This is a genomic window from Erwinia pyrifoliae DSM 12163, assembly GCF_000026985.1.
In the GTDB taxonomy this organism is placed as follows: domain Bacteria; phylum Pseudomonadota; class Gammaproteobacteria; order Enterobacterales; family Enterobacteriaceae; genus Erwinia; species Erwinia pyrifoliae.
In genome coordinates this window covers 3,050,364-3,073,108 of the sequence record NC_017390.1, presented here as the reverse complement: position 1 = coordinate 3,073,108, position 22,745 = coordinate 3,050,364, and the positions used below count along the sequence as shown (strand labels likewise).

Genomic DNA, 22,745 nt, shown 5'->3' with positions numbered 1-22,745 from the left:
ATATACGGTAGGATCGTCTACTGGCATAGGGGCAGTCCAAATATACGGTAGGATCGTCTACTGGCATAGGGGCAGTCCAGGACAAGTTCCGCCTCGTCTATCTCATCAGAAGCAGCGATACCCAGTTTATTGGCCAAAACCTGCTCGCCAGAGTCTTTTTCATACTGGCCTTCGCTGCCGGAGACGTCGTATCGGCTCATGAATACGCTCGGTGATGGTGACTGATTGAGATGAAATTATAACGTCCAGCGGGCATCACAACAATACACGTAAAATCAGATAGTTAATAAAGTGTAGGTTAAAGTGTGGTTTTTTTCGATAATCGAAAATTAATCTTTATTGATCAATATCAACACACCAATGCATCATCGGCGTGTGGCTACAAAATCCCTTGTCAGTAGACTCTTTCATNTTGAATTTACTCATTTTTATGGCTTTAGACGTACTCAAGTGGCCCCATCTGAACCCGGTTAAACCCATCTAAATCCGAAAATTTGTATGCCATGTTGTATTNTGGCGACTATCCAGAATACAACATGGCACTTCTGGTATACATGAGGCAACANCCGCGAAGATGATTCTGAGTCAATCCACAATATTCAATCAGTTGTCGATAGAGCCAAAACCGGGGTGAGATTCAGATGGACGAGTTGTGTATGCGCCTGACATTTCTGGTAAGCCTTATCTTATCACTGACAACCACCGCGATTCACCCGTTGGATTGGTGTTAAATTCAGTGTGCCATTACACCTTGAGAACAGGGTGCTAAGAGACGCAATCGAAAAAAACGTTGAAAGTTGCCGCAAAGCGGGTGCGCAGGGGGCGGGATCGCATTGCTGTTCACCGCGGTTATCCACTGATATTACGTATGGAAAGCGACCCGGGAGTTCATTTAACTGGCGCTGGAGTTTATTAAGCCCGGAAAGCCGGCGCAGAGTGCGTTTATTGCACGCTTTAACCGAACGTGCCGAACGGATGTGCTGAATTTTTACCCGCTCAGGACGTTGAATCAGGTGCGCGAAATCACAGGGAAAGGGCTGGGGAAATGTTACTGTATACGTCCGCATGCGTTTCTGAAAATTTGATACCGGAACTGCAAAAGTGCACGAAACTAAAATGGGTGATTTTACCCGTTAATGCTAACAAATTTACGATCATTCTTTAATTCAAAGAGAGGTTACAACTATTAACCAGGCATGGTTAGAACAAATCATCATTAAGGAAGTTAAGAACAATAAGAATAAATATTTAGAATTGCGTTTGGCTTTGTGTTAAAAATTAACGAATTATAGTTTGAGTACTCCTGTCGAGAAGTTTGCTTAAGTTTAAGTGAATGCTGTTGCAATTCAGTTTGTATTTTCATTTATTGTCAGTGAGAGAAAAGAACTGTAAAAAAAGAGTGCTAGGTGAATTTATGTGTAAAATCACGGCCCTGTGGCTGATAACTCACGGCAACAAATTGACTGCCGCATAGCGCCCTGATAGTTGAATAACCCTTAAACAACCTGTTTTTGATAACCTGTTTTTATTTAGAGGCTCTATGTTTACCCAAGTAAATCGTTACACGTTATTGTGTCTTTTCTGTTTTTCTGCCGTGTTCTTCCCCCCGGCCAACGCGGCTTCTTACAAAGAGAACGATCAATATTTTGTTCAGGAAAAATCAGCGACGACCGTGCCTGATGTTGTGGAATTCTTTTCATTCTATTGCGGACCATGTTTTCAGTTTTCCCACACTTATAAAGTGACTGATGTGATTAGTGAAAATTTGCCTTCCGCTACCAGATTAACCAAATATCATGTCGGTCTTATGGGGCCGCTGGGGCATGAACTGACTGAAGCATGGTCAGTTGCTATGGTGCTGGGTATTGAACATAAAGTCGAAAAATTGCTTTTTGAGAAAATTCAGCAGGAACGCTCTGTCAATAGCGTTGCTGATATCATGAAGGTGTTTAGCTCAGTTGGTGTTGAGGCAGGTCAATATGAAAATACCCGCCGCAGCCTGCCTGTTCAGGCTTTGGTTAAGAAGCAGGATGATGCAGTCGAAACGTTGAATGTCACTTCGACTCCATCATTTTACGTTTCTGGCAAATACCGGGTCAACAATGCTGCCATCACCAGCACCAGCGCAGATGATTATGCTAAAGAATTTGCAGGTATCATTCGTTTTTTGCTTGAGAAACAACCCTGACCCGCAATGTAAGTCACTTTCTTAGCGTGTAGCCTCCTGCCTGCCATCCGTCTTAGTTTCACAATACACAACGGTGGTGGGAGGCAAACTGGTTACCCCTGCCATCATTTTCCTGACAATAACTCCTGACTATCTCGCTGATAACGCATATTATCCGGTACAGCTAAGCCGGAACCATCACCCCTTTTTTACTGACTGTGGTTTATCGGGCATTGTGGGAACCGGTTTATTGTTGATTAGCAATGTCTTTACTGCGTTGATTGCGCGGCTGAACATTGCCGGACGGCCTAAATCTTGGAGAAAATATGCGTAACTTGAAAGTGGTACTCTGTTCTGCTCTGTTCTCTGCGGCATTATCCTCTGTTTCCACCGCTTACGCGGAAGGCGATCGGGCTGTAGAGGCATCCGCACCTGAAGTGCAGACACCTGCTGTGCAAACCCCTGAAAGTCAGAACTCGCTGTCCCGGGCTGCGGATGAGCAAGCCCCGCTGGTTCAGAGTAATCCTGTAGATCCTTATGATGTGCAAACATTCTTCGCCGATTTTAAGCGCTTTGCCATTGGCGATGTCGTACCTGAACTCTATCGCACTAAGGAATATGAAGTTACTCAGTGGAATGTCAGGCACTTGCCTGCGCCAGAGGCGGATGATCACTGGACCTATATGGGGGGAACTTATGTGAAGATCGCTAACGCCGACGGCAAAATCCTCCAGGCCAAATCGGGCGAGATCTACTATAAGCACTGATAGCTGAACATCATCCTGATTCCGGGGGGGACTTAAGGTGCCGCTCGGCAGGGGATTACCCCTCTTACCCTGAGTTCCAATATTATGGAGATTGTTTTCGGTTCACTACTGATGTCTGACGGTGAAATGATTCATGGTTGCGCCTCTGACTCACCCTGATATGTTAATGAAATATCAATATTGGGGATATTGCGAGATTAAATGTCGCTATACGTAAATCCGCTTTAACTTATCGCTGACAATGTTCTACCATTTGTTCATCATCTTCTCTGAATGAAAAATGGACATCTGATGCGTTATCTGGCAGCGCTTATCCCCGTATTCGCTTTACTGGCTGCCTGTAGCAGTCAGCCGAAAGGGGGAACGGCTCAACCGCAGGGCAACCCGTTTAAAGGCCGTAGTACTTTTCTGCTGGAACCCTCACACAGTGGCACGGTAGTGGGCGGGGACTTTGCTAATAATCAGGCAGCTAATGCATTTGTTGATGAGATGGTGCGTAAGCACGGTTTTGACCGTGAGCAGCTCCATAGCGTGCTGGCGCAGGCCAAAAATCTCGACTGGGTAGTTCGCCTTATGGATCGCCAGGCGCCCAGTACGGCTAAAGGGCCGGGGGGGCCAAACGGTGCCTGGATCCGCTATCGCAGCAAATTTATCACCCCGGCAAACGTACAAAATGGTGTGGCATTCTGGAATCAATATCAGGATGAATTACAACGCGCCCGGCAGAAATATGGTGTCCCACCGGAAATCATCGTCGGGATTATCGGTGTAGAAACCCGCTGGGGACGCGTAATGGGTAAAACGCGTATCCTTGATGCGCTGGCCACGCTCTCTTTCAACTATCCGCGCCGCGCCCGGTATTTCAGCGGCGAGCTGGAAACCTTCCTGTTAATGGCGCGTGAAGAGGATGACGACCCGCTCGATCTGCGTGGTTCCTTCGCCGGGGCGATGGGATATGGTCAGTTTATGCCATCGGCGTTTAAGCAGTACGCCGTTGACTTTAACGGTGACGGACATATCAACCTGTGGGATCCGGTCGATGCAATAGGCAGCGTGGCGCACTACTTTCAGGCGCATGGGTGGCTGACAAACGGCACCGTGGCGGTAGAAGCCAGTGGTCAGGCGCCCGGCCTGGAAAGCGGCTTTAAAACTCGCTATAGGGTCTCTTCGCTGGCTGCTGCCGGACTTTCTCCTGATATTCAACTGGAGAAGAATCAACAGGTGAGCCTGCTGAAATTTGATATGGGTACCCGCTACCAATACTGGTACGGCTTGCCGAACTTCTACGCCATCACTCGCTACAACCACAGCAACCACTATGCGATGGCGGTTTGGCAGCTGGGCCTGGCGGTGCGTGATGCGCGCTAACCCCTGACGGAGTTTTGTGGCAATTCTCCAATTGTTACGGTGCAAAAAGGGTTGACTGAAAGTTTTGAAGCCACGCCGCAAATACATCCGCTTAAGCGCATTATTGCACGGAAAAGTGCTACTCTTTTGTTCTGAATTCATTGGCAAGAGGAGAGCGGCTTGACGGATAACAAACTAACTCAGTTGAGCTTGCGAATCGGCCAGCTATTGCTGGCGCGTGGCGCGAGTGTCACCACCGCTGAATCCTGCACCGGCGGTTGGATTGCCAAAGTGCTGACGGATGTTGCCGGTAGCTCCGCCTGGTTTCAACGAGGTTTCGTTACTTACAGTAACGACGCCAAGCAGCAGATGATTGGCGTGACGGAACAGTCGCTGACGCAGTTCGGTGCCGTAAGCGAACAGGTGGTGAGCGAGATGGCCCAGGGGGCGCTGCGAGAAGCCAATGTGCAGTATGCCATATCGGTCAGTGGTATTGCCGGTCCTGAAGGCGGCAGCGAAGAAAAACCGGTGGGCACGGTATGGTTTGGTTTCGCCTCTGCCAGTGGTGAAGTGTTGACGCTGGTGCGCTGTTTTAACGGCGACCGTGAAGCGGTTCGCCGGCAGGCAACGGGCTGGGCGCTGCAAACGTTGCATGACCACTTTCTCATAAATTAAACTTGATACTGTATGACTATACAGTATAATCAATGCATATTTTATCGAATAAGCAACGTTCGCGTGTGCTTTACCCGCATGATTAGGAGTAGAAATGGCTATCGATGACAACAAGCAAAAAGCACTGGCAGCAGCGCTGGGCCAGATTGAAAAGCAGTTTGGTAAGGGCTCCATCATGCGCCTGGGTGAAGACCGTACCATGGACGTGGAGACCATCTCTACCGGCTCTTTGTCGCTGGATATCGCGCTGGGTGCAGGTGGCCTGCCAATGGGGCGCATCGTTGAAATTTACGGCCCGGAGTCTTCAGGTAAAACCACCCTGACTTTGCAGGTGATTGCCGCCGCGCAGCGTAAAGGTAAGACCTGTGCGTTTATCGATGCCGAGCACGCGCTGGATCCGGTGTATGCCAAAAAACTGGGCGTGGACATTGATAATTTACTTTGCTCTCAGCCAGATACCGGTGAGCAAGCGTTGGAGATCTGTGATGCGCTGGCGCGTTCAGGGGCAGTAGATGTCATCATCGTTGACTCCGTCGCGGCGCTGACGCCAAAAGCAGAAATCGAAGGGGAAATCGGCGACTCTCACATGGGCCTTGCGGCGCGTATGATGAGCCAGGCAATGCGTAAGCTGGCCGGTAACCTGAAAAACTCCGGGACTTTGCTGATCTTTATCAACCAGATCCGTATGAAAATTGGTGTGATGTTCGGTAACCCGGAAACCACCACCGGCGGTAATGCGCTGAAGTTTTACGCATCTGTCCGTCTGGATATTCGCCGTATCGGCGCCATTAAAGAGGGCGACGAAGTGGTGGGCAGCGAAACCCGCGTTAAAGTGGTAAAAAACAAAGTTGCCGCGCCGTTTAAGCAGGCTGAATTCCAGATTATGTACGGTGAAGGAATTAACATTCACGGTGAACTGGTCGATCTGGGCGTTAAGCACAAGCTGATTGAAAAAGCAGGTGCATGGTATAGCTATAACGGCGACAAAATTGGACAAGGTAAAGCTAACGCGGGCAACTTCCTAAAGGAAAACCCGGCCATTGCCAACGAAATCGATGCCAAATTGCGCGCCATGCTGCTGGGTAACCAAGACGACAAGCCTGATTTCGTCCCGGCTGCGCATGAAGTGGACGCGGAAAGCGAAGCTAACGAAAGCCTCTGATTCCTGTGGGCGCCCTTCTTTTTTGGGCGCTCAATGCTGCTGGTATAAATGCTGCGGGCATAACAGGTTGATGCGTGTTGAAAGGAGGCAGCCGGATTGCCTCCTTTTATCATTTAAGAACTCCCCACCCCAAACAACCGATAAATCTGCTTATCCTAACCACTTTTTATGCGATTTTTACTCGCATGCATCGCCACCAAACGCTACCCTTAATTTCCCGTTTCATTCATTAAAAATTCGTGGGCGCCGCTATGTCAGATACCACTGAACGAACCCAGTATGCGAAACTGCTGGAACGTGCAATGCGTATTCTCGCGATGCGCGATCATAGCGAAGCAGAGTTCCGCCGTAAGTTGGTTCAATCTAGTGAGCGCGCAGCGCGATTCAACAATAGTGAACATCAGCCTGAACCACTGAGCGCGGAACAGATCGATCGGGTTGTCGACTGGTGCTATCAGCACAGCTGGCTGGATGATGCGCGCTTCGCTGAACGCTATGTCGCTGGGCGAGGCCGCAAAAGCTACGGGCCGCAGCGCATCCGCCAGGAGCTGGGACAGAAGGGCGTTGTGAAAAGTTTGATTGATGAAGTACTGTTTAACGCCGAAATCGACTGGCAGAGTCAGGCTTTTGCGCTGGCCGAACGCAAGTTCGGACATCCCTTTCCAACGGAGTGGAACCAAAAAGCCAAAGTGCAACGCTATTTGATGACTAAAGGCTTTTTTATGGAAGATATTCGGGCAATATTCGAGAATTTTGATGATTGACCATCGATCCGATTTTACTTCCCCCTGAAGAAAATTTATCTTATCTCTCACTTTTTGTTCGTGTGTCATTGCAGGCCGGGCAACAGCGCCGTAGTCAGACCCACGAAATATTCGTTAGCGTTATTCAGGACAAATATGAGCAAGAGCACTGCGGAGATTCGTCAAGCGTTTCTCGACTTTTTCCAGAGCAAGGGACATCAGGTTGTAGCCAGTAGCTCCCTCGTTCCTCACAATGACCCGACGCTGCTGTTTACCAATGCCGGGATGAACCAGTTTAAAGACGTTTTCCTCGGTCAGGATAAGCGCAACTATTCACGCGCTACCAGTTCGCAGCGTTGCGTACGCGCAGGTGGTAAACACAATGACCTTGAAAATGTGGGTTATACCGCTCGCCATCACACCTTCTTCGAGATGCTTGGCAACTTCAGTTTTGGTGATTACTTCAAGCGTGAAGCCATTGCTTTTGCCTGGGAACTGCTGACCAGTTCCCAATGGTTTGGCCTGCCGAAAGAAAAATTATGGGTTACCGTTTACGAGACCGATGACGAAGCCTTTGATATCTGGGAAAAAGAGATCGGCGTGCCGCGTGAACGCATCATTCGTATCGGCGACAACAAAGGCAGCGCTTACGCTTCTGACAACTTCTGGCAAATGGGCGATACCGGTCCCTGCGGCCCGTGCTCGGAGATCTTCTTCGACCACGGCGACCATATCTGGGGCGGCCCGCCAGGCAGCCCGGAAGAAGACGGTGACCGTTACATCGAGATCTGGAACATTGTCTTTATGCAGTTCAACCGTCAGCCTGACGGAACCATGTTGCCGCTGCCAAAACCTTCTGTCGATACCGGAATGGGCCTTGAGCGCATCACTGCCGTGCTGCAGCATGTTAATTCTAACTATGAAATCGACCTGTTCGCCCAGCTGATTAAATCAGTGGCACAGTTAACAGGTGCAACGGACCTCAGTAACAAATCACTGCGCGTTATTGCTGACCATATCCGTTCCTGCGCTTTCCTTATTGCGGATGGCGTTATCCCATCCAATGAAAATCGCGGCTATGTGTTGCGTCGTATTATTCGCCGTGCGGTACGTCATGGCAACATGCTGGGCGCAGAAGGAACCTTCTTCTACAAGCTGGTTGCTCCGCTGATTGCCGTCATGGGCGCGGCCGGTGATGACCTGAAAAGCCAGCAGGCACAGGTTGAACAGGTGCTTAAAACCGAAGAAGAGCAGTTTGCAAAAACGCTGGAGCGCGGTCTTGCGTTGCTTGATGAAGAGCTTGAAAACCTACAGAGCGATACGCTGGATGGTGAAACCGTATTCCGCTTATATGACACTTTCGGTTTCCCGGCCGACTTGACCGCAGATGTTTGCCGTGAGCGTAATCTGAAAATTGATGAAGCAGGATTCGAGCGTGCGATGGAGCAACAGCGTCAGCGTGCGCGTGATGCCAGTGGTTTTGGCTGCGATTACAATAATGTGATCCACATCGATCAGGCATCAGAATTCAAAGGTTACCAGCAGTTGCAACTTAACGCTGCGATTACTGCCATCTTCGTTGACGGGCAGGCTGCTGACACCATCAGTGCCGGTCGGGAAGGGGTTATCGTGCTTGATGCCACGCCGTTCTATGCCGAATCAGGTGGTCAGGTTGGCGACACCGGTGAGCTACAAGGCAACAGTGCCAGTTTGATCGTCAGTAACACCCAGAAATACGCTCAGGCGATTGGTCATAGCGGTAAGCTCGCTACTGGCGAGCTGCGTGTCGGCGAGCGCGTGGCGGCACAGGTTGACGAGGCGCGTCGTGCGCGGATCCGTCTCAACCATTCTGCAACCCATCTGCTTCACGCCGCTTTACGCCAGGTTCTTGGTCAGCATGTGTCGCAGAAAGGTTCGCTGGTCAATGATAAATATCTGCGTTTTGATTTCTCGCATTTCGAAGCCATGACGCAGCAGGAAATTCGTCAGGTAGAAGAGATCGTCAATGCTCAGATCCGCCGCAACTTGCCGATTGAAACCAATATTATGGAATTAGAAGCGGCGAAAGCTCATGGTGCCATGGCGCTGTTCGGTGAGAAGTATGATGACCATGTGCGTGTACTCAGCATGGGCGATTTTTCGACTGAACTGTGCGGCGGCACACATGCCACCCGCACCGGCGATATTGGCCTGTTCCGTATCACCTCTGAATCGGGAACGGCGGCGGGTGTACGGCGCATCGAAGCCGTTACCGGTGAAGGTGCGCTGGCGCAGCTGTATAGCCAGAATCAACAGCTGGCAGATATTTCTCATCTGGTGAAAGCCAATCACAGCAATCTGAGTGAAAAAGTTCGTGCGCTGATTGACCACGCGCGCGCGCTTGAAAAGCAGTTGCAGCAGTTGAAAGATCAGCAGGCTGCGCAAGAAAGTGCATCCCTTAGCAGTAAAGCCATTGCGGTAAAAGGCACTAAACTGCTGGTTAGCGAACTGAGTGATGTCGAGCCTAAAATGCTGCGCACGATGGTAGACGACCTGAAAAATCAGCTTGGCTCGGCGATTATTGTATTGGCAACCGTTGCCGACGGCAAAGTCTCACTGATTGCCGGGGTAACTAAGGATCTGACCGACCGTATAAAAGCCGGTGAGCTGGTGGGCGAACTTGCTCAAAAAGTTGGCGGTAAGGGTGGTGGTCGCCCTGATATGGCTCAGGCAGGCGGTACGGATGCAATGGCTTTGCCGGCTGCATTGGCCGGCGTTGAGTTATGGGTTGCGGCAAAACTGTCATAGTTACCCAAAACAATTTGAGCCAGAGGAAGATGGCAAGGTCGTTAAGCCCGATGAACTTATGGATTTCAGTGATTTGGCTTAACTCAACCCTACCCGGAGCAGATTCAGTCCCTGTGATGTGGCTGTCAATGCAGGCAACGTGCCTGTGGCGTCAAATATGGCGGAAAAAACGTATCGCAAAGAGGTGTAATGAGGGAAAAGCTCTGGTGCTTACTCCCGACAATGCGCCCCTGCAATCATAAAGTCGGGTTGATGATGTGGTTTTCGGCTAAACTGAACATTAGCGGAATGAATTGGTAGTCAGGTGCACGACGAGTGTATTTGCCTTATCCAGCGTTTAGCGTTATATGATGGATAATGCCGGGACGCAGTGAACCCGACTCTTTTAATCTTTCAAGGAGCAAAGAATGCTTATTCTAACTCGTCGAGTTGGTGAGACCCTCATGATCGGTGATGAGGTGACTGTAACTGTGCTGGGAGTCAAAGGTAACCAGGTACGTATTGGAGTGAATGCCCCTAAAGAAGTTTCGGTGCATCGCGAAGAGATCTATCAGCGCATTCAGGCCGAAAAAACGCAGCAAACGAGTTACTAACGCATCCAGCGCCTCGCTCTTCGTAGCGAGGCGCTATCGTTTCTCTGCTTTATCTTCAGCACTTCTCCCCGCTTTTCTCTTTTAGTTAACCCATTTTCCGTCAGTTTTTTTCCATTGAGCCAGTGTAAGCGCAGCCTGGTCGATGGCAAGACAGGTGCATTCTTTGTTGAAAAATCACTCTTTTTGCCGTCAAAATACCCACATTGCGTGGCATTTGTGCAATCAAACACGGCCGGCAAAAAAAGCGGGAGAAATTGTTTGACTTACAACGCCCAGAAAGTAATATGTGCGCCACGCAGTGCCGATGAGCAGTCAGAACGCTTGGAAGCACAACTCGAAAGAGTGCTAGTGGTGAGGTGGCCGAGAGGCTGAAGGCGCTCCCCTGCTAAGGGAGTATGCGGTCAAAAGCTGCATCCGGGGTTCGAATCCCCGCCTCACCGCCATTTTGCATCCATAGCTCAGCTGGATAGAGTACTCGGCTACGAACCGAGCGGTCGGAGGTTCGAATCCTCCTGGATGCACCATATTNTGCAATACCGGAAGTAACCTTGGGTTGGCATGCTTGAGAAGTCGTCACAGCCAGCACTTAAGGAGGATAATAGTGCTTTAGCAACCGCCCGTCAGGGTGAGGCAGAGCCGAATAATCCTCCTGGATGCAACCTGTTACTAAAGCTGCTTACAGCGGCTTTATTTTTGAGTAGTGCTGGTGTGGAATTAGCATTCTGCATCGCGATGAACTGTTAGCACACTGCGTTATACAAGAATTAAATATGCATCCATAGCTCAGCTGGATAGAGTACTCGGCTACGAACCGAGCGGTCGGAGGTTCGAATCCTCCTGGATGCACCATTATTAAGTCACTTCTCAGCTTTGCGCTTTACTCCTCACCGTATTTATTCAATGCATCCATAGCTCAGCTGGATAGAGTACTCGGCTACGAACCGAGCGGTCGGAGGTTCGAATCCTCCTGGATGCACCATATTNTGCAATACCGGAAGTAACCTTGGGTTGGCATGCTTGAGAAGCCGTCACAACCAGCACTAAGGTGGATAACGTTGCTTCAGTAATGGCTCGCCACGGTGAGTCGAAGCCGAATCACTCCCCTTGCATAGCAATATCACCCGCAGTAGCCCAATTTTTTCCACGGCGCCCGGTTAAACGGTTGAAGTTCGACATCATTCTTCACTGACAAACTTATTCCGTAGCACTTATCTGATGCCATCGTCTTTATCACGTCAAAACTCTGCCGCTTTACGCTCAAAGCGACAATCATACTGCTTTTAAGCTAAAGTAATCATTCCGCTATCAGGATGGACACAACAATGTACGATGACTACGATGGCTTGATCTTCGATATGGATGGCACCATTCTCAACACTGAGCCAACGCACCTTAAGGCCTGGCGGCAGGTGCTGGTGCAACACGGTTTGGTCTTTGATGAAAAGGCTCTTATCGGCCTGAGTGGCTCCCCGGCCTGGCGAATCGCACAGGTTATCATTATCCATAACCAAAGCGATCTCGATCCTAACCCGCTGGCTGCTGAAAAAACGCAATTATTGAAAACCATGCTGTTTGACACCGTACAGCCACTGCCGCTTATTGAAGTGGTGAAAGCTTACAAGGGACGTCGACCCATGGCTGTCGGGACCGGTAGTGAGAATGCAATGGCGGTTGCGCTGTTGCAGCACCTGAATTTGCACAATTATTTCGATGCTATCGTCGGAGCAGATGATGTTAAACGTCATAAGCCTGAACCTGATACATTTCTGCGCTGCGCCGAATTAATTGGCGTTCCTGCTGCGCGCTGTGTGGTGTTCGAAGACGCAGACTTTGGCTTACAGGCGGCACGCGCTGCAGGAATGGATGCGGTGGATGTCAGACGACTGTGAGTGAGTGGTTGTCTTATGTTTCGATGTTGACCAGTAGTTTCCTCAGTGCCACGCTATTGCCCGGTAGTTCGGAAGCATTGCTGGTCGGACTGGTGATGGCGGACAAAATTTCCGTCAGCGCGCTGGTGGTGACTGCTGCACTGGGTAATACCCTGGGAGGTTTAACCAGCATTGTGATTGGTCGATTGCTCCCGCTAAAAGATCAGGGACGACGGCATGATACGGCAGTGGCATGGCTGCGGCGTTTAGGGCCTGCAGCACTGGTTTTCAGTTGGTTACCGGTGATAGGTGACCTGCTATGCGTTGTTGCCGGCTGGATACGTTTTCCCTGGCTGCCGATGGTGATTTTTCTCACCATCGGTAAGACCTTGCGCTACATCGTGCTGGCGGCCGCAACACTTCAGGGCATGGAATGGTGGCATTGATTCGCTTTCAGGCGGCGCTACGATTAACATTATGCTTAACAATAATAAATTTTCTCTCTGCGGGAGGTCAATTTGATCCCGGATGTATCACAGGCGCTTTCATGGTTGGAAGCGCATCCTGACGCACTCAACGGCATCGGTCGCGGTATCGAGCGCGAAACACTGCGCGTCAGCCCCGATGGATTTCTGGCTACCACCGCTCACCCGGCTTCCCTTGGTTCGGCCTTAACGCATAAGTGGATAACCACGGACTTCGCGGAAGCGCTGTTGGAATTCATCACGCCGGTCGATCGGGATGTCGATCATCTGCTGGCATTTTTACGTGATATTCACCGTCATGTTGCCCGTGAGCTTGGCGAAGAGCGTATGTGGCCAATGAGCATGCCGTGCAGGGTACACCCCGAACAGGATATAGAACTGGCGCAATATGGCTCTTCAAACATCGGCCAGATGAAAACGCTGTATCGCCAGGGGCTAAAGAATCGCTATGGCGCGCTGATGCAGGTAATCTCCGGCGTGCACTACAATTTCTCTCTGCCGCTCTCTTTCTGGCAGGCATGGGCTGGCGTGAAAGACGCGGAAAGGGGTAAAGAAGCGATCTCTGCGGGTTATCTGCAACTGATACGTAATTATTATCGTTTCGGTTGGGTGATCCCTTACCTGTTCGGAGCTTCTCCGGCTATCTGTTCATCCTTTTTGCAGGGTAAAGAGAGCGCATTGCCGTTCGAGCGCAGCGATAAAGGCGTATTGTCACTGCCGTATGCAACCTCGCTGCGCCTCAGCGATCTCGGCTACACCAATAAATCGCAGAGTAGCCTGGATATTACTTTCAACCACCTGCCAGACTATATTGCAGGTCTGAAAGCGGCGATTAAAACCCCGTCAGCAGAGTTTGCGGCGATGGGGATAAAGGACAGTCATGGCGACTGGCTGCAACTGAATACCAACGTGCTGCAGATTGAAAATGAGCTGTATGCTCCCATCCGTCCTAAGCGCGTGACGCGTACCGGAGAAGCCCCTTCTGATGCGCTACAACGCGGCGGCATTGAATACATCGAGGTACGTTCACTGGATATCAATCCGTTCTCATCGACAGGCGTGGATGCCGATCAGGTTCGTTTCCTCGACCTGTTCCTTATCTGGTGTACGCTGGCGGATGCTCCGGAGATGGATCGTGCCGAGCTGGCCTGTACGCGTAATAACTGGAATCTGGTGATTGCTGAAGGGCGTAAGCCCGGTCTGACCCTCGGCATGGGCTACAGTGCAACACAGTATCCGCTGGTTGATGTGGGCAAAACGCTGTTTAACGATCTGCGTCGCATTGCGAAAACGCTGGATAGCCAGGGCGGCAATCAACATTATCAGCAGGTGTGTGACCGTCTGATTGCATCTTTTGATGAGCCGGATTTGACCTATTCCGCTCGTTTTCTGCAAACGCTTAAAGAGAACGGAATCGACGCGACCGGGCTGGCGCTGGCCGAGCAATATCGTGCCCAGCTGTGTGAAGAACCACTGGAAGTGTTGACCGGGCAGAGCTTTAGCGAGGAAGCGCGGCGTTCGCGGTTGAACCAGCAAGAAATTGAAGAAAGTGATACGCTTAGCCTTGAAGCCTTTTTGCAAGGCAAAAGCTAGCGCCAAAAGAAAAAGGCCACGTCACTGTGGCCTAAATTAACATCTCTGTTGTCAGGGATGAGATGATGATAACAAATACGCGTCTTTCATATATTCAGACGTCTGGCGATCGAGAAAGTTTCATCGCATCAAAAATAAATCAATTTTTTGAGGTAACCATATGCCATTACTGGATAGCTTTACCGTCGATCACACCATCATGGCTGCTCCTGCCGTGCGCGTAGCCAAGACTATGCAGACCCCTCATGGCGACACCATTACGGTTTTCGACCTGCGTTTCTGCCGTCCGAACAAGGAAGTGTTGCCTGAGCGCGGCATCCATACGCTGGAACACCTGTTCGCTGGCTTCATGCGCGATCACCTTAACGGTAACGGAGTAGAAATCATCGATATTTCTCCTATGGGATGCCGTACCGGTTTTTATATGAGTCTGATTGGCGTGCCGGACGAGCAGCGGGTAGCCCAGGCATGGAAAGCGGCAATGGGCGACGTGTTGAAAGTTGCCGAACAGCGTCAGATTCCCGAGCTGAATGAGTATCAGTGCGGTACTTATGAGATGCACTCGCTGGATGAAGCGCAGGATATCGCCCGTCATATCATTGAAAAGGACATTCGCGTTAACCGCAACGATGAGCTGGCGCTGCCAAAAGAGAAGCTGAAAGAGCTGCATATTTAGTCAGCGGTGAGAAGAGAAAAGGCGATCTTAATATGGTCGCCTTTTTACTGGGGCAAATCGGGCTATGAGCCGATTGACTCCTTCAGCGGTTTTTGTGGCGTAATACGCACCTGCTTAATCATATTATCCTGAACATCAAGAATATCCACCGCGTAGTGAGAGATATGTACGGTGGTCCCCGTTAACGGAATATCCTGAATTTCCTCCAGGATCATGCCGTTAATGGTACGGGCATCCGCTTCCGGCAGCGTCCAGTTAAATACCTTATTCAGTTCACGGATGTTAGCGCTACCTTCGATAAGCACCGAGCCGTCGTTTTGCGGCATCACCTCTTCTGCCAGCGTGGGCGACATCGAAGTGGTAAAGTCACCCACAATCTCTTCCAGAATATCTTCGATGGTGACCAGCCCTTTGACGTCGCCGTACTCATCAACTACCAGGCCGACTTTTTCTTTATTGCGCTGGAACTTCACCAGCTGAACGTTAAGCGGCGTACCTTCCGGCACATAGTAGATCTCATCCGCTGCGCGCAGCATGACCTCTTTGGTAAACTCTTTTTTCTCCGTCATCAGGCGATAGGCTTCGCGTACGCGTAGCATACTGATGGTGTCATCGAGCGAGTCCCGATATAGCACGATGCGGCCATGCGGCGAATGCGTCAGCTGGCGAACAATGGATTTCCAGTCATCGTTGATATTAATACCGACGATTTCGTTGCGCGGCACCATTATGTCGTCGACATTGACCTTCTCCAGATCCAGTACTGACAGCAGCATATCCTGGTTGCGGCGCGACATTAACGAACGTGATTCATAGACAATGGTGCGCAGTTCTTCCTTGCTCAAAGCGCCGCTGATAGCACCGTCACTGCTGATCCCCACCATGCGCATCAACATGCGCGTAATGATGTTCAACAGCCACACCAGCGGCATCATCACCACCTGAAGTGGCCCCAGTAGGACGCTGCTGGGGAAGGCAACCTTTTCCGGATAGAGCGCCGCAACGGTTTTCGGCAGGACTTCAGAAAAAACAAGTACCAGGAAGGTCAGTATGCCGGTAGCTATCGCTACGCCGGCGTCACCGTACAGGCGCATACCAACAATGGTTGCCAGCGCAGAGGCCAGAATATTCACCAGGTTGTTGCCAATCAATACCAGGCTGATAAGACGGTCAGGACGGCGCAGAAGTTTCTCAACACGGCGTGCGGCGCGGTTGCCGTTCTTAGCCTGATGACGCAGTTTGTAGCGGTTAAGCGTCATCATGCCGGTTTCGGAGCCGGAAAAGTACGCCGACACCAGAATCATAACGATCAGCGTAATAATCAGGGTAGTGGTTGAAACGTGTTCCACGAGCGGTCCTTGTGGTGAAATCAGGAGGTCAAAAAGTGCTGCAGCATGCGGCTACCGAAGTAAGACATCGTGAGCAAAAATGCGCCGCCACAGTTGAACCACACCACGCGGCGACCGCGCCAGCCTTCATGGTAGTGCCCCCACAGCAGCACGATATAGAGGAACCAGGCCGCGATTGACAGCACCGCTTTATCAATATTTTCTCGGCTGAACAGGTCATGCATAAAGAACAACCCGGTGCACAGCACCAGCGTCAGCAGCACAACGCCGATCTGAGTGATATGGAACATCTTACGTTCGATAGTCATCAACGGGGGGATATCGGTATTAAACGCCAGTTTCTTATTTTTCAGCAACCAGTCGATCCAGGCAAGCTGGAGCGCGTAAAGCGCGGCAATAATCAGGGTCGCATAAGCAAATAGCGCCAGGCCGATGTGCACCATCATGCCCGGTGTGGTTTCCAGATGCGTGATGAAAGCATTGGGGACAAATGTCGCGAACGCCAGGTTAATCAACGCAAAGCTGTAAACTATGGGCAGCAGGATCCAGCCTCGGTTACGTGAGGCGACAAGGGTCATGATAAAGCAGATAAGCAGGCTCACCAGTGAAGCGATATTCAACAGGCTGAGGTTTTGTCCGCCATTCAGAACAAAAATACGCTGTTCCAGCGCTACGGCATGGCACACCAGGGCAACGATGGCGGAGAGCACGGCCAGTCGCCGCCAGGTGCTGTTTTTACGCAGCAGGCTGGGGATGATCAGGGCGAGGCTGAATGAGTAGGCGAATAGCGCCAGAATCGCAATTACGGACATAGCTTTCGTCAGATACCGACCGGATAGGGAAAAAATCAGTATAGCGCCAGCGACGGCTGGCTCCAAACGATCTCATCGCATATGGCTGAGATCCCAGCGGGATCATGTTATAATCGGTAGAATTGTGTCGCCACGGCGGCCTCTCATTACGTTGAGCGAGAGACGATGTTTGATAATTTAACCGATAGACTATCGCAAACCCTGCGCAATATCAGCGGCCGTGGACGGCTAACAGAAGACAACATTAAAGACACGCTGCGCGAAGTGCGCATGGCGCTACTGGAAGCAGACGTTGCGCTGCCGGTGGTGCGTGACTTTATCGGGCGTGTTAAAGAACGCGCCGTTGGTCAGGAAGTGAACAAAAGCCTGACGCCGGGCCAGGAGTTCGTCAAGATCGTGAAAAACGAGCTGGTGGCGGCAATGGGTGAGGAGAACAACACGCTGAACCTGGCGGCACAGCCACCAGCGGTGGTTCTGATGGCGGGCCTGCAGGGGGCGGGTAAAACCACCAGCGTCGGTAAACTCGGTAAATTCCTGCGTGAAAAGCACAAGAAAAAAGTGCTGGTGGTGTCTGCCGACGTCTATCGCCCGGCGGCAATTAAACAGCTGGAAACGCTGGCGGAGCAGGTCGGGGTAGATTTTTGTCCGTCCGACCTGAGTCAGCGGCCGGTCGATATCGTTAAAAATGCATTACAGCAGGCGAAGCTGAAATTCTACGATGTGCTGCTGGTGGATACCGCCGGCCGACTGCACGTTGATGAAGCGATGATGGACGAGATCAAACAGGTTCACGCCGCGATTAACCCGGTAGAAACGCTGTTTGTTGTCGATGCCATGACCGGCCAGGATGCGGCCAATACCGCCAGGGCGTTTAACGAAGCGCTGCCGTTAACCGGTGTGGTTCTGACGAAAGTCGATGGTGACGCCCGTGGCGGTGCGGCGCTGTCGATTCGTCATATCACCGGTAAACCGATTAAGTTTATGGGGGTCGGTGAGAAAACCGAGGCCCTGGAACCCTTCTATCCTGACCGCATTGCTTCGCGTATTCTGGGCATGGGCGATATGCTGTCGCTGATCGAAGATATCGAAAGCAAAGTAGACCGCGCTCAGGCGGAAAAGCTGGCCAGCAAACTGAAGAAGGGTGACGGCTTTGACCTGAACGACTTCCTCGACCAGCTCAAGCAGATGCGTAATATGGGCGGTATGGCCAGCCTGATGGGTAAACTGCCGGGCATGGGGCAGCTGCCGGATAACGTTAAGTCGCAGATGGACGACAAAGTGCTGGTGCGCATGGAAGCGATGATCAACTCCATGACGCGCAAAGAGCGCCAAAAGCCGGAGATTATCAAAGGCTCGCGCAAGCGCCGCATTGCTGCCGGTTCTGGTATGCAGGTACAGGACGTTAACCGCTTGCTTAAGCAGTTCGACGATATGCAGCGCATGATGAAAAAGATGAAGAAAGGCGGTATGGCGAAAATGATGCGCGGCATGAAAGGTATGATGCCGCCGGGTTTCCCAGGTCGTTAAGCTGGCCGGAAAATGACTCGGGCGAATTAGATTGCTTTTTGCGCCAAAATGAGTAAAATTTTCGGGCTTTTTATATTGCATCCGGGCCCCGTTCCCTCAATGGGGCCCGGTTGTTTTATTAACTAAAGAGGATGTTATGGTAACAATTCGTTTGGCACGTCACGGCGCTAAAAAGCGTCCGTTCTATCAGGTAGTCGTCACCGACAGCCGTAATGCTCGCAACGGTCGCTTCATCGAGCGCGTTGGCTTCTTCAACCCGATCGCTTCTGGTCAGGCTGAGCCACTGCGTCTGGATCTGGACCGCATTGAGCACTGGGTTGGCCAGGGCGCTACGCTGTCCGATCGCGTTAACGCGCTGATCAAGCAAGCTAAGAAAGCAGCTTAATCTGTCACGGTGGTCAACATGAGCAAGCAACTCACCGCGCAGCCTCCCGCAACCCCGTTAATTCTGGGGAAGATGGGCTCTGCCTATGGTATTCGTGGTTGGCTCAAAGTGTTTTCCTCCACCGAAGACGCCGAAAGCATTTTTGACTATCAGCCGTGGTTTATTCAACGAGCGGGTCAATGGCAGCTTGTCGAGCTGGAAGGCTGGAAGCGCCACAATCAGGACATGATAATCAAAGTCAAAGGCATTGACGATCGTGATGCTGCGGGTCTGCTGACCAATTGCGAAATTGTCGTGGATTCAGAGCAACTGCCGGAGCTGGATAACGGCGACTATTACTGGAAAGACCTGATGGGCTGCCAGGTAGTCACTGTTGAAGGTTATGAGCTGGGTAAAGTCATCGATATGATGGAAACCGGTTCAAACGACGTTCTCGTCGTCAAGGCTAACCTGAAGGATGCGTTTGGTGCGCAGGAGCGGTTGATTCCGTTCCTCGATGAACAGGTTATCAAGAATGTCGATCTCACTACCCGCACCATCAAAGTAGATTGGGATCCTGGTTTTTGAGCTCCGAACAAAACGGTAATACTCCGGCGCAGAGTATGTGGATTGGCATAATCAGCCTGTTTCCTGACATGTTTCGCGCAATTACCGATTACGGAGTAACTGGCCGGGCAGTAAAAAATGGCCTGCTCAGCATTCAGAGCTGGAGTCCGCGTGACTTCACTCACGACCGCCATCGTACCGTAGATGAACGTCCTTACGGCGGTGGGCCGGGAATGCTAATGATGGTTCAACCCTTACGGGATGCCATCCACGCAGCAAAAGCGGCGGCAGGGGAAGGCGCTAAGGTGATTTATCTGTCACCTCAGGGGCGTAAACTCGATCAGAACGGGGTTTGCGAACTGGCGACCAACCAGAAGTTGATTCTGGTTTGCGGTCGCTACGAAGGGATTGATGAGCGCGTAATCAAAACCGAAATCGATGAAGAGTGGTCGATTGGCGATTACGTCCTCAGCGGTGGTGAGCTGCCAGCAATGACGCTGATTGACTCGGTTTCCCGGTTTATACCGGGAGTTCTGGGAAAACAGGCATCGGCCGAGGAAGACTCTTTTTCTGACGGTTTGCTGGATTGCCCACACTATACCCGCCCTGAAGTGTTAGAAGGGATGGAGGTTCCGCCGGTTTTACTGTCGGGCAACCATGCTGATATTCGCCAATGGCGCCTGAAACAGTCGTTGGGCCGTACCTGGCTTAGAAGACCTGAACTTCTGGAAAACCTGGCTCTGACTGAAGAGCAAGCAAAGTTGCTGGCTGAGTTCCAACGGGAACACCACCAGGCAACAAAACGATGATACGGCTGGATTAATCCGCCTTAACTATCAGTTTACCCAGGATAAGAGATTTAATTATGAGCAACATTATTAAGCAGATTGAACAAGAACAGCTGAAACAGGACGTACCTTCATTCCGTCCGGGTGATTCCGTGGAAGTGAAAGTATGGGTCGTTGAAGGGGCTAAAAAGCGTCTGCAGGCATTCGAGGGCGTGGTTATCGCTATTCGTAACCGCGGTCTGCACTCTGCATTCACTGTTCGCAAAATTTCCAACGGCGAAGGTGTTGAGCGTGTCTTCCAGACTCACTCCCCGGTAATCGACAGCATCACTGTTAAACGTCGTGGTGCCGTGCGTAAAGCCAAACTGTACTACCTGCGTGAGCGTACTGGTAAGTCTGCACGTATCAAAGAGCGTCTGGGCTAAGGTATCGCTAACGCGACATCGACTAGTTAATAGCAAACAAGGGGCTGACCGTGAGGTTGGCCCCTTTTTTTGTTCTGGAAGCAACCGTCGGCATAAGTTATTTCCTGTCTGGATGCTTTCCCACTACGGATATTGGTTAGTAAAATAAATAGTTCTTCCAAGAGGATTTGCAATGAATAAAGATTATTGCATCTGACAAAGTCTTTATTATTAGAATATGATTGTTTTTTTATATTTCATTTATTTTTTTTGATTTATTGTTTAATGCCTTACAATTAATTCTAATGAACTATATGCCTCTTGACCCTATTAAATTAACAAATGAAGGAAGTATTTTAACCCAGTCTACAGGAAGAAAAAGTTATGCTTCAGCCACTGCTAGTAAGACGTTTGTAGGAAATATAATGAATGTCGATAATAGTCCTCAAGACATGGGGGGGGCTACAAGTCGCAAAGATAATGCTTTTCGACATGATCTGTTAGTTGAAACAGTCACCCATGCTCAAAAACCAACTATTGGTGAGAAAGGGGAAAATACTCCAACTCGGTTTGTTCATCGTCTGGAACTTGGTTCATTCATTGTAGGAAATATTCTAAGTCATGAACGCACACACAATTTGTCAAACTCATCCACCAAAGAAGCTAAAATTTTGGATATTGGTCAAAAAATTGATAATTTTTTAAATTGTAAACAATATGCTGAGGTCGAAAGCCTACTTAATGGTCATGAAAAAAAGTCTGGGTTCGAATGGGCTTACGCCAAATTGTTGAAGGAGTATGCTTATTCAGGAGACGTTGAGCGTGCAGAACTAACATTTGAAAAACTTAGACAAATAGCAAATGTGACTACGCCCAACTGTAACTCTATGATGCGTGGTTACTCCACCGTAGGTGACCATGAAATGGCGGAAAAATTATTAGCCAGAATGTATGTGGGCGATTTAAAAACAGACAAAATAAAACCTGACAACAAGACTTACGAGTGTTTGATTTATGCTTATCTCTACAGTCCCTCATTGTATCCATGGAATAAATTGGCAGGTGCAGAATATGCACTGAGCAGAGCGTATAGTGAAGATTTGCGTCCTGAAAATGGGGTATTGATTTCATTATTGAAAGACTGTCAAAATAACAATAATAAAGAAGTCGCGAAGAAGATACTGAGTTATATGCCAAAAGACGTCTTTAGTTCTCTGTTAATTCAGATCAAAAATCCGCGACTTAAAAATTTCATCATGCAGGTTCAGGCTGACTCGTAGATAATCTAGTTTGATCTCCGATATTAAGGGCTATTCCAGTGTCACTCCCCTTTGACGAGCTGGCTGATGTTAAGGTTGATTCACACTGCCTTTATTTATAAAAATCATCACCCTAATTCTGTTAGTCTTCTTCCGCGTGGGGAACTAACAGGCTTACATAAGCTGCCAGGCCGGGCAGCTGTTGTCTTGTTAGTTCCACTGGGTGGCGGTAACAGCTCATTACGCAACGCGGCACGTTCGAACAGGTATAAGTGTGGCAGTGGCAAACCGGTGACCCTTCGAATCCATTGCACACGCTCAGGCACAGCGGGAATGATTTAAGATTGATTGATTCGTCCTGGTGCTGGACAAATATCGTGGCGAACCGTAGATGTCCGCTGAACATGCGAATGGATAACGCTCCCGAAGGGGTATCGTTGACGCCAGCACAATAGGCTGAAGAGAACGGCATAATGCTGAAATTTATTAAGCCGGGGTTGCCGATACAGAACTCGTATATCGAGCGGTTTAGCGAAAGTACCGGGCAGAAATATTGGATATTTATCCGTTCAGTACAGTGAGTGAAGTCCGGTAAATCATCGGCGCTGGCTGAAAGAATAAGATAGTGAACGGCTGCATGGGGTTATGAATATCCTGATGCCGGAAGAGTACCGACTGATTGTTGAAAATCCGGAACTCTCTAAAAGCATTTTAAACTAAAATCTGTGTGTTTAAAATAGTATTTGACAAATTCACAGTTATTATCAGAAGATTGTTATTTTATAGTATATTTATTTTTTTTGGTTTATTTT

20 protein-coding genes, 4 tRNA genes and 4 pseudogenes are annotated in these 22,745 nt (G+C 50.0%); 25 read left to right on the top strand and 3 right to left on the bottom strand.

Annotated elements, in window-relative coordinates; genetic code table 11:
- Window positions 1-77 precede the first annotated feature (77 nt).
- A pseudogene (locus tag EPYR_RS21160) lies at window positions 78-200 on the bottom strand (cell filamentation protein Fic); the annotation flags it as partial.
- 374 nt (window positions 201-574) lie between these two features.
- Here EPYR_RS21160 and EPYR_RS21575 point away from each other — a divergent pair.
- From EPYR_RS21575 to luxS, 18 genes and pseudogenes are all read left to right on the top strand, one after another.
- Window positions 575-721 (top strand): annotated as a pseudogene (locus EPYR_RS21575) (integrase); the annotation flags it as partial.
- Window positions 722-911: 190 nt separating this feature from the next.
- Window positions 912-1,028 (top strand): annotated as a pseudogene (locus EPYR_RS21570) (integrase core domain-containing protein); the annotation flags it as partial.
- Between the two features lie 512 nt (window positions 1,029-1,540).
- Entirely contained in the window at window positions 1,541-2,188 is a 648-nt protein-coding gene (locus EPYR_RS14065) for a protein disulfide oxidoreductase DsbA (protein WP_012669041.1), read from the top strand.
- 305 nt (window positions 2,189-2,493) lie between these two features.
- Complete coding sequence (locus EPYR_RS14060; RefSeq protein WP_012669039.1) at window positions 2,494-2,934, top strand: RcnB family protein; 441 nt, start codon at window positions 2,494-2,496, stop codon at window positions 2,932-2,934.
- 291 nt (window positions 2,935-3,225) lie between these two features.
- The gene (gene mltB / locus EPYR_RS14055; protein WP_012669038.1) at window positions 3,226-4,302 is read left to right on the top strand and encodes a lytic murein transglycosylase B; all 1,077 of its coding nucleotides are present in this window, start codon (window positions 3,226-3,228) and stop codon (window positions 4,300-4,302) included.
- 159 nt (window positions 4,303-4,461) lie between these two features.
- Entirely contained in the window at window positions 4,462-4,956 is a 495-nt protein-coding gene (gene pncC, locus EPYR_RS14050; RefSeq protein ID WP_012669037.1) for a nicotinamide-nucleotide amidase, read from the top strand.
- Between the two features lie 94 nt (window positions 4,957-5,050).
- Entirely contained in the window at window positions 5,051-6,118 is a 1,068-nt protein-coding gene (gene recA / locus EPYR_RS14045; RefSeq protein WP_012669036.1) for a recombinase RecA, read from the top strand.
- A gap of 251 nt (window positions 6,119-6,369) precedes the next feature.
- Window positions 6,370-6,882: a regulatory protein RecX gene (locus EPYR_RS14040; RefSeq protein ID WP_012669035.1), complete on the top strand. Its 513-nt coding sequence runs from the start codon at window positions 6,370-6,372 to the stop codon at window positions 6,880-6,882.
- Between the two features lie 135 nt (window positions 6,883-7,017).
- A complete protein-coding gene (gene alaS / locus EPYR_RS14035; RefSeq protein ID WP_012669034.1) occupies window positions 7,018-9,648 on the top strand; it encodes an alanine--tRNA ligase in 2,631 nt (876 codons plus the stop codon).
- A gap of 407 nt (window positions 9,649-10,055) precedes the next feature.
- Window positions 10,056-10,241, top strand: a complete 186-nt coding sequence (gene csrA, locus EPYR_RS14030) for a carbon storage regulator CsrA (RefSeq protein WP_004155916.1) — start codon at window positions 10,056-10,058, stop codon at window positions 10,239-10,241.
- Between the two features lie 350 nt (window positions 10,242-10,591).
- A tRNA-Ser gene (locus EPYR_RS14025) sits at window positions 10,592-10,684 on the top strand.
- 4 nt (window positions 10,685-10,688) lie between these two features.
- Window positions 10,689-10,765 (top strand) — tRNA-Arg (locus tag EPYR_RS14020).
- A gap of 248 nt (window positions 10,766-11,013) precedes the next feature.
- A tRNA-Arg gene (locus EPYR_RS14015) sits at window positions 11,014-11,090 on the top strand.
- Between the two features lie 53 nt (window positions 11,091-11,143).
- Window positions 11,144-11,220, top strand: a tRNA-Arg gene (locus EPYR_RS14010).
- A gap of 343 nt (window positions 11,221-11,563) precedes the next feature.
- Window positions 11,564-12,130 carry a fructose-1-phosphate/6-phosphogluconate phosphatase gene (gene yqaB, locus EPYR_RS14005; RefSeq protein ID WP_012669033.1) on the top strand — a complete coding sequence of 189 codons (567 nt, stop codon included), beginning with the start codon at window positions 11,564-11,566 and terminating at the stop codon, window positions 12,128-12,130.
- Entirely contained in the window at window positions 12,127-12,555 is a 429-nt protein-coding gene (locus tag EPYR_RS14000) for a YqaA family protein (protein WP_012669032.1), read from the top strand. Before yqaB ends, EPYR_RS14000 begins: the two co-directional genes overlap by 4 nt.
- A 72-nt stretch (window positions 12,556-12,627) precedes the next feature.
- Window positions 12,628-14,187, top strand: coding sequence for a glutamate--cysteine ligase (gene gshA, locus EPYR_RS13995; protein WP_012669031.1), 1,560 nt, complete (start codon window positions 12,628-12,630; stop codon window positions 14,185-14,187).
- Window positions 14,188-14,347: 160 nt separating this feature from the next.
- Window positions 14,348-14,863, top strand: a complete 516-nt coding sequence (gene luxS, locus EPYR_RS13990; RefSeq protein WP_012669030.1) for an S-ribosylhomocysteine lyase — start codon at window positions 14,348-14,350, stop codon at window positions 14,861-14,863.
- A 62-nt stretch (window positions 14,864-14,925) separates the two neighbouring features.
- Here luxS and EPYR_RS13985 read toward each other — a convergent pair whose 3' ends face one another.
- Window positions 14,926-16,212, bottom strand: coding sequence for an HlyC/CorC family transporter (locus EPYR_RS13985; RefSeq protein ID WP_012669029.1), 1,287 nt, complete (start codon window positions 16,210-16,212; stop codon window positions 14,926-14,928).
- Between the two features lie 20 nt (window positions 16,213-16,232).
- A complete protein-coding gene (locus EPYR_RS13980; RefSeq protein WP_012669028.1) occupies window positions 16,233-17,024 on the bottom strand; it encodes a cytochrome C assembly family protein in 792 nt (263 codons plus the stop codon).
- A 165-nt stretch (window positions 17,025-17,189) separates the two neighbouring features.
- Between EPYR_RS13980 and ffh the strand changes: the two genes are divergently transcribed.
- The 7 genes and pseudogenes from ffh to EPYR_RS21150 form a co-directional block, all read left to right on the top strand.
- Entirely contained in the window at window positions 17,190-18,551 is a 1,362-nt protein-coding gene (gene ffh, locus EPYR_RS13975) for a signal recognition particle protein (protein ID WP_012669027.1), read from the top strand.
- A 136-nt stretch (window positions 18,552-18,687) separates the two neighbouring features.
- On the top strand, window positions 18,688-18,936 hold the full coding sequence (gene rpsP / locus EPYR_RS13970; RefSeq protein WP_004155935.1) for a 30S ribosomal protein S16: 249 nt from the start codon (window positions 18,688-18,690) through the stop codon (window positions 18,934-18,936).
- 18 nt (window positions 18,937-18,954) lie between these two features.
- Window positions 18,955-19,503, top strand: coding sequence for a ribosome maturation factor RimM (gene rimM, locus EPYR_RS13965; protein WP_012669026.1), 549 nt, complete (start codon window positions 18,955-18,957; stop codon window positions 19,501-19,503).
- 35 nt (window positions 19,504-19,538) lie between these two features.
- A complete protein-coding gene (gene trmD, locus EPYR_RS13960) occupies window positions 19,539-20,291 on the top strand; it encodes a tRNA (guanosine(37)-N1)-methyltransferase TrmD (protein ID WP_012669025.1) in 753 nt (250 codons plus the stop codon).
- A gap of 56 nt (window positions 20,292-20,347) precedes the next feature.
- Complete coding sequence (gene rplS, locus EPYR_RS13955) at window positions 20,348-20,695, top strand: 50S ribosomal protein L19 (RefSeq protein ID WP_004155938.1); 348 nt, start codon at window positions 20,348-20,350, stop codon at window positions 20,693-20,695.
- A 293-nt stretch (window positions 20,696-20,988) separates the two neighbouring features.
- A complete protein-coding gene (locus EPYR_RS13950; protein ID WP_157861017.1) occupies window positions 20,989-21,954 on the top strand; it encodes a hypothetical protein in 966 nt (321 codons plus the stop codon).
- Between the two features lie 356 nt (window positions 21,955-22,310).
- A pseudogene (locus EPYR_RS21150) lies at window positions 22,311-22,653 on the top strand (integrase core domain-containing protein); the annotation flags it as partial.
- Window positions 22,654-22,745: the final 92 nt, after the last annotated feature.

Excerpts from the sequence above, each read along its gene's own strand:
- EPYR_RS14065 (WP_012669041.1), top strand. The coding sequence starts at position 1,541 with ATGTTTACCCAAGTAAATCGTTACACGTTATTGTGTCTTTTCTGTTTT.
- EPYR_RS14060 (WP_012669039.1), top strand. The coding sequence starts at position 2,494 with ATGCGTAACTTGAAAGTGGTACTCTGTTCTGCTCTGTTCTCTGCGGCA.
- mltB (WP_012669038.1), top strand. The coding sequence starts at position 3,226 with ATGCGTTATCTGGCAGCGCTTATCCCCGTATTCGCTTTACTGGCTGCC.
- recA (WP_012669036.1), top strand. The coding sequence starts at position 5,051 with ATGGCTATCGATGACAACAAGCAAAAAGCACTGGCAGCAGCGCTGGGC.
- EPYR_RS14040 (WP_012669035.1), top strand. The coding sequence starts at position 6,370 with ATGTCAGATACCACTGAACGAACCCAGTATGCGAAACTGCTGGAACGT.
- alaS (WP_012669034.1), top strand. The coding sequence starts at position 7,018 with ATGAGCAAGAGCACTGCGGAGATTCGTCAAGCGTTTCTCGACTTTTTC.
- csrA (WP_004155916.1), top strand. The coding sequence starts at position 10,056 with ATGCTTATTCTAACTCGTCGAGTTGGTGAGACCCTCATGATCGGTGAT.
- yqaB (WP_012669033.1), top strand. The coding sequence starts at position 11,564 with ATGTACGATGACTACGATGGCTTGATCTTCGATATGGATGGCACCATT.
- luxS (WP_012669030.1), top strand. The coding sequence starts at position 14,348 with ATGCCATTACTGGATAGCTTTACCGTCGATCACACCATCATGGCTGCT.
- EPYR_RS13980 (WP_012669028.1), bottom strand. The coding sequence starts at position 17,024 with ATGTCCGTAATTGCGATTCTGGCGCTATTCGCCTACTCATTCAGCCTC.
- ffh (WP_012669027.1), top strand. The coding sequence starts at position 17,190 with ATGTTTGATAATTTAACCGATAGACTATCGCAAACCCTGCGCAATATC.
- rpsP (WP_004155935.1), top strand. The coding sequence starts at position 18,688 with ATGGTAACAATTCGTTTGGCACGTCACGGCGCTAAAAAGCGTCCGTTC.
- rimM (WP_012669026.1), top strand. The coding sequence starts at position 18,955 with ATGAGCAAGCAACTCACCGCGCAGCCTCCCGCAACCCCGTTAATTCTG.
- trmD (WP_012669025.1), top strand. The coding sequence starts at position 19,539 with ATGTGGATTGGCATAATCAGCCTGTTTCCTGACATGTTTCGCGCAATT.
- rplS (WP_004155938.1), top strand. The coding sequence starts at position 20,348 with ATGAGCAACATTATTAAGCAGATTGAACAAGAACAGCTGAAACAGGAC.
- EPYR_RS13950 (WP_157861017.1), top strand. The coding sequence starts at position 20,989 with ATGCCTCTTGACCCTATTAAATTAACAAATGAAGGAAGTATTTTAACC.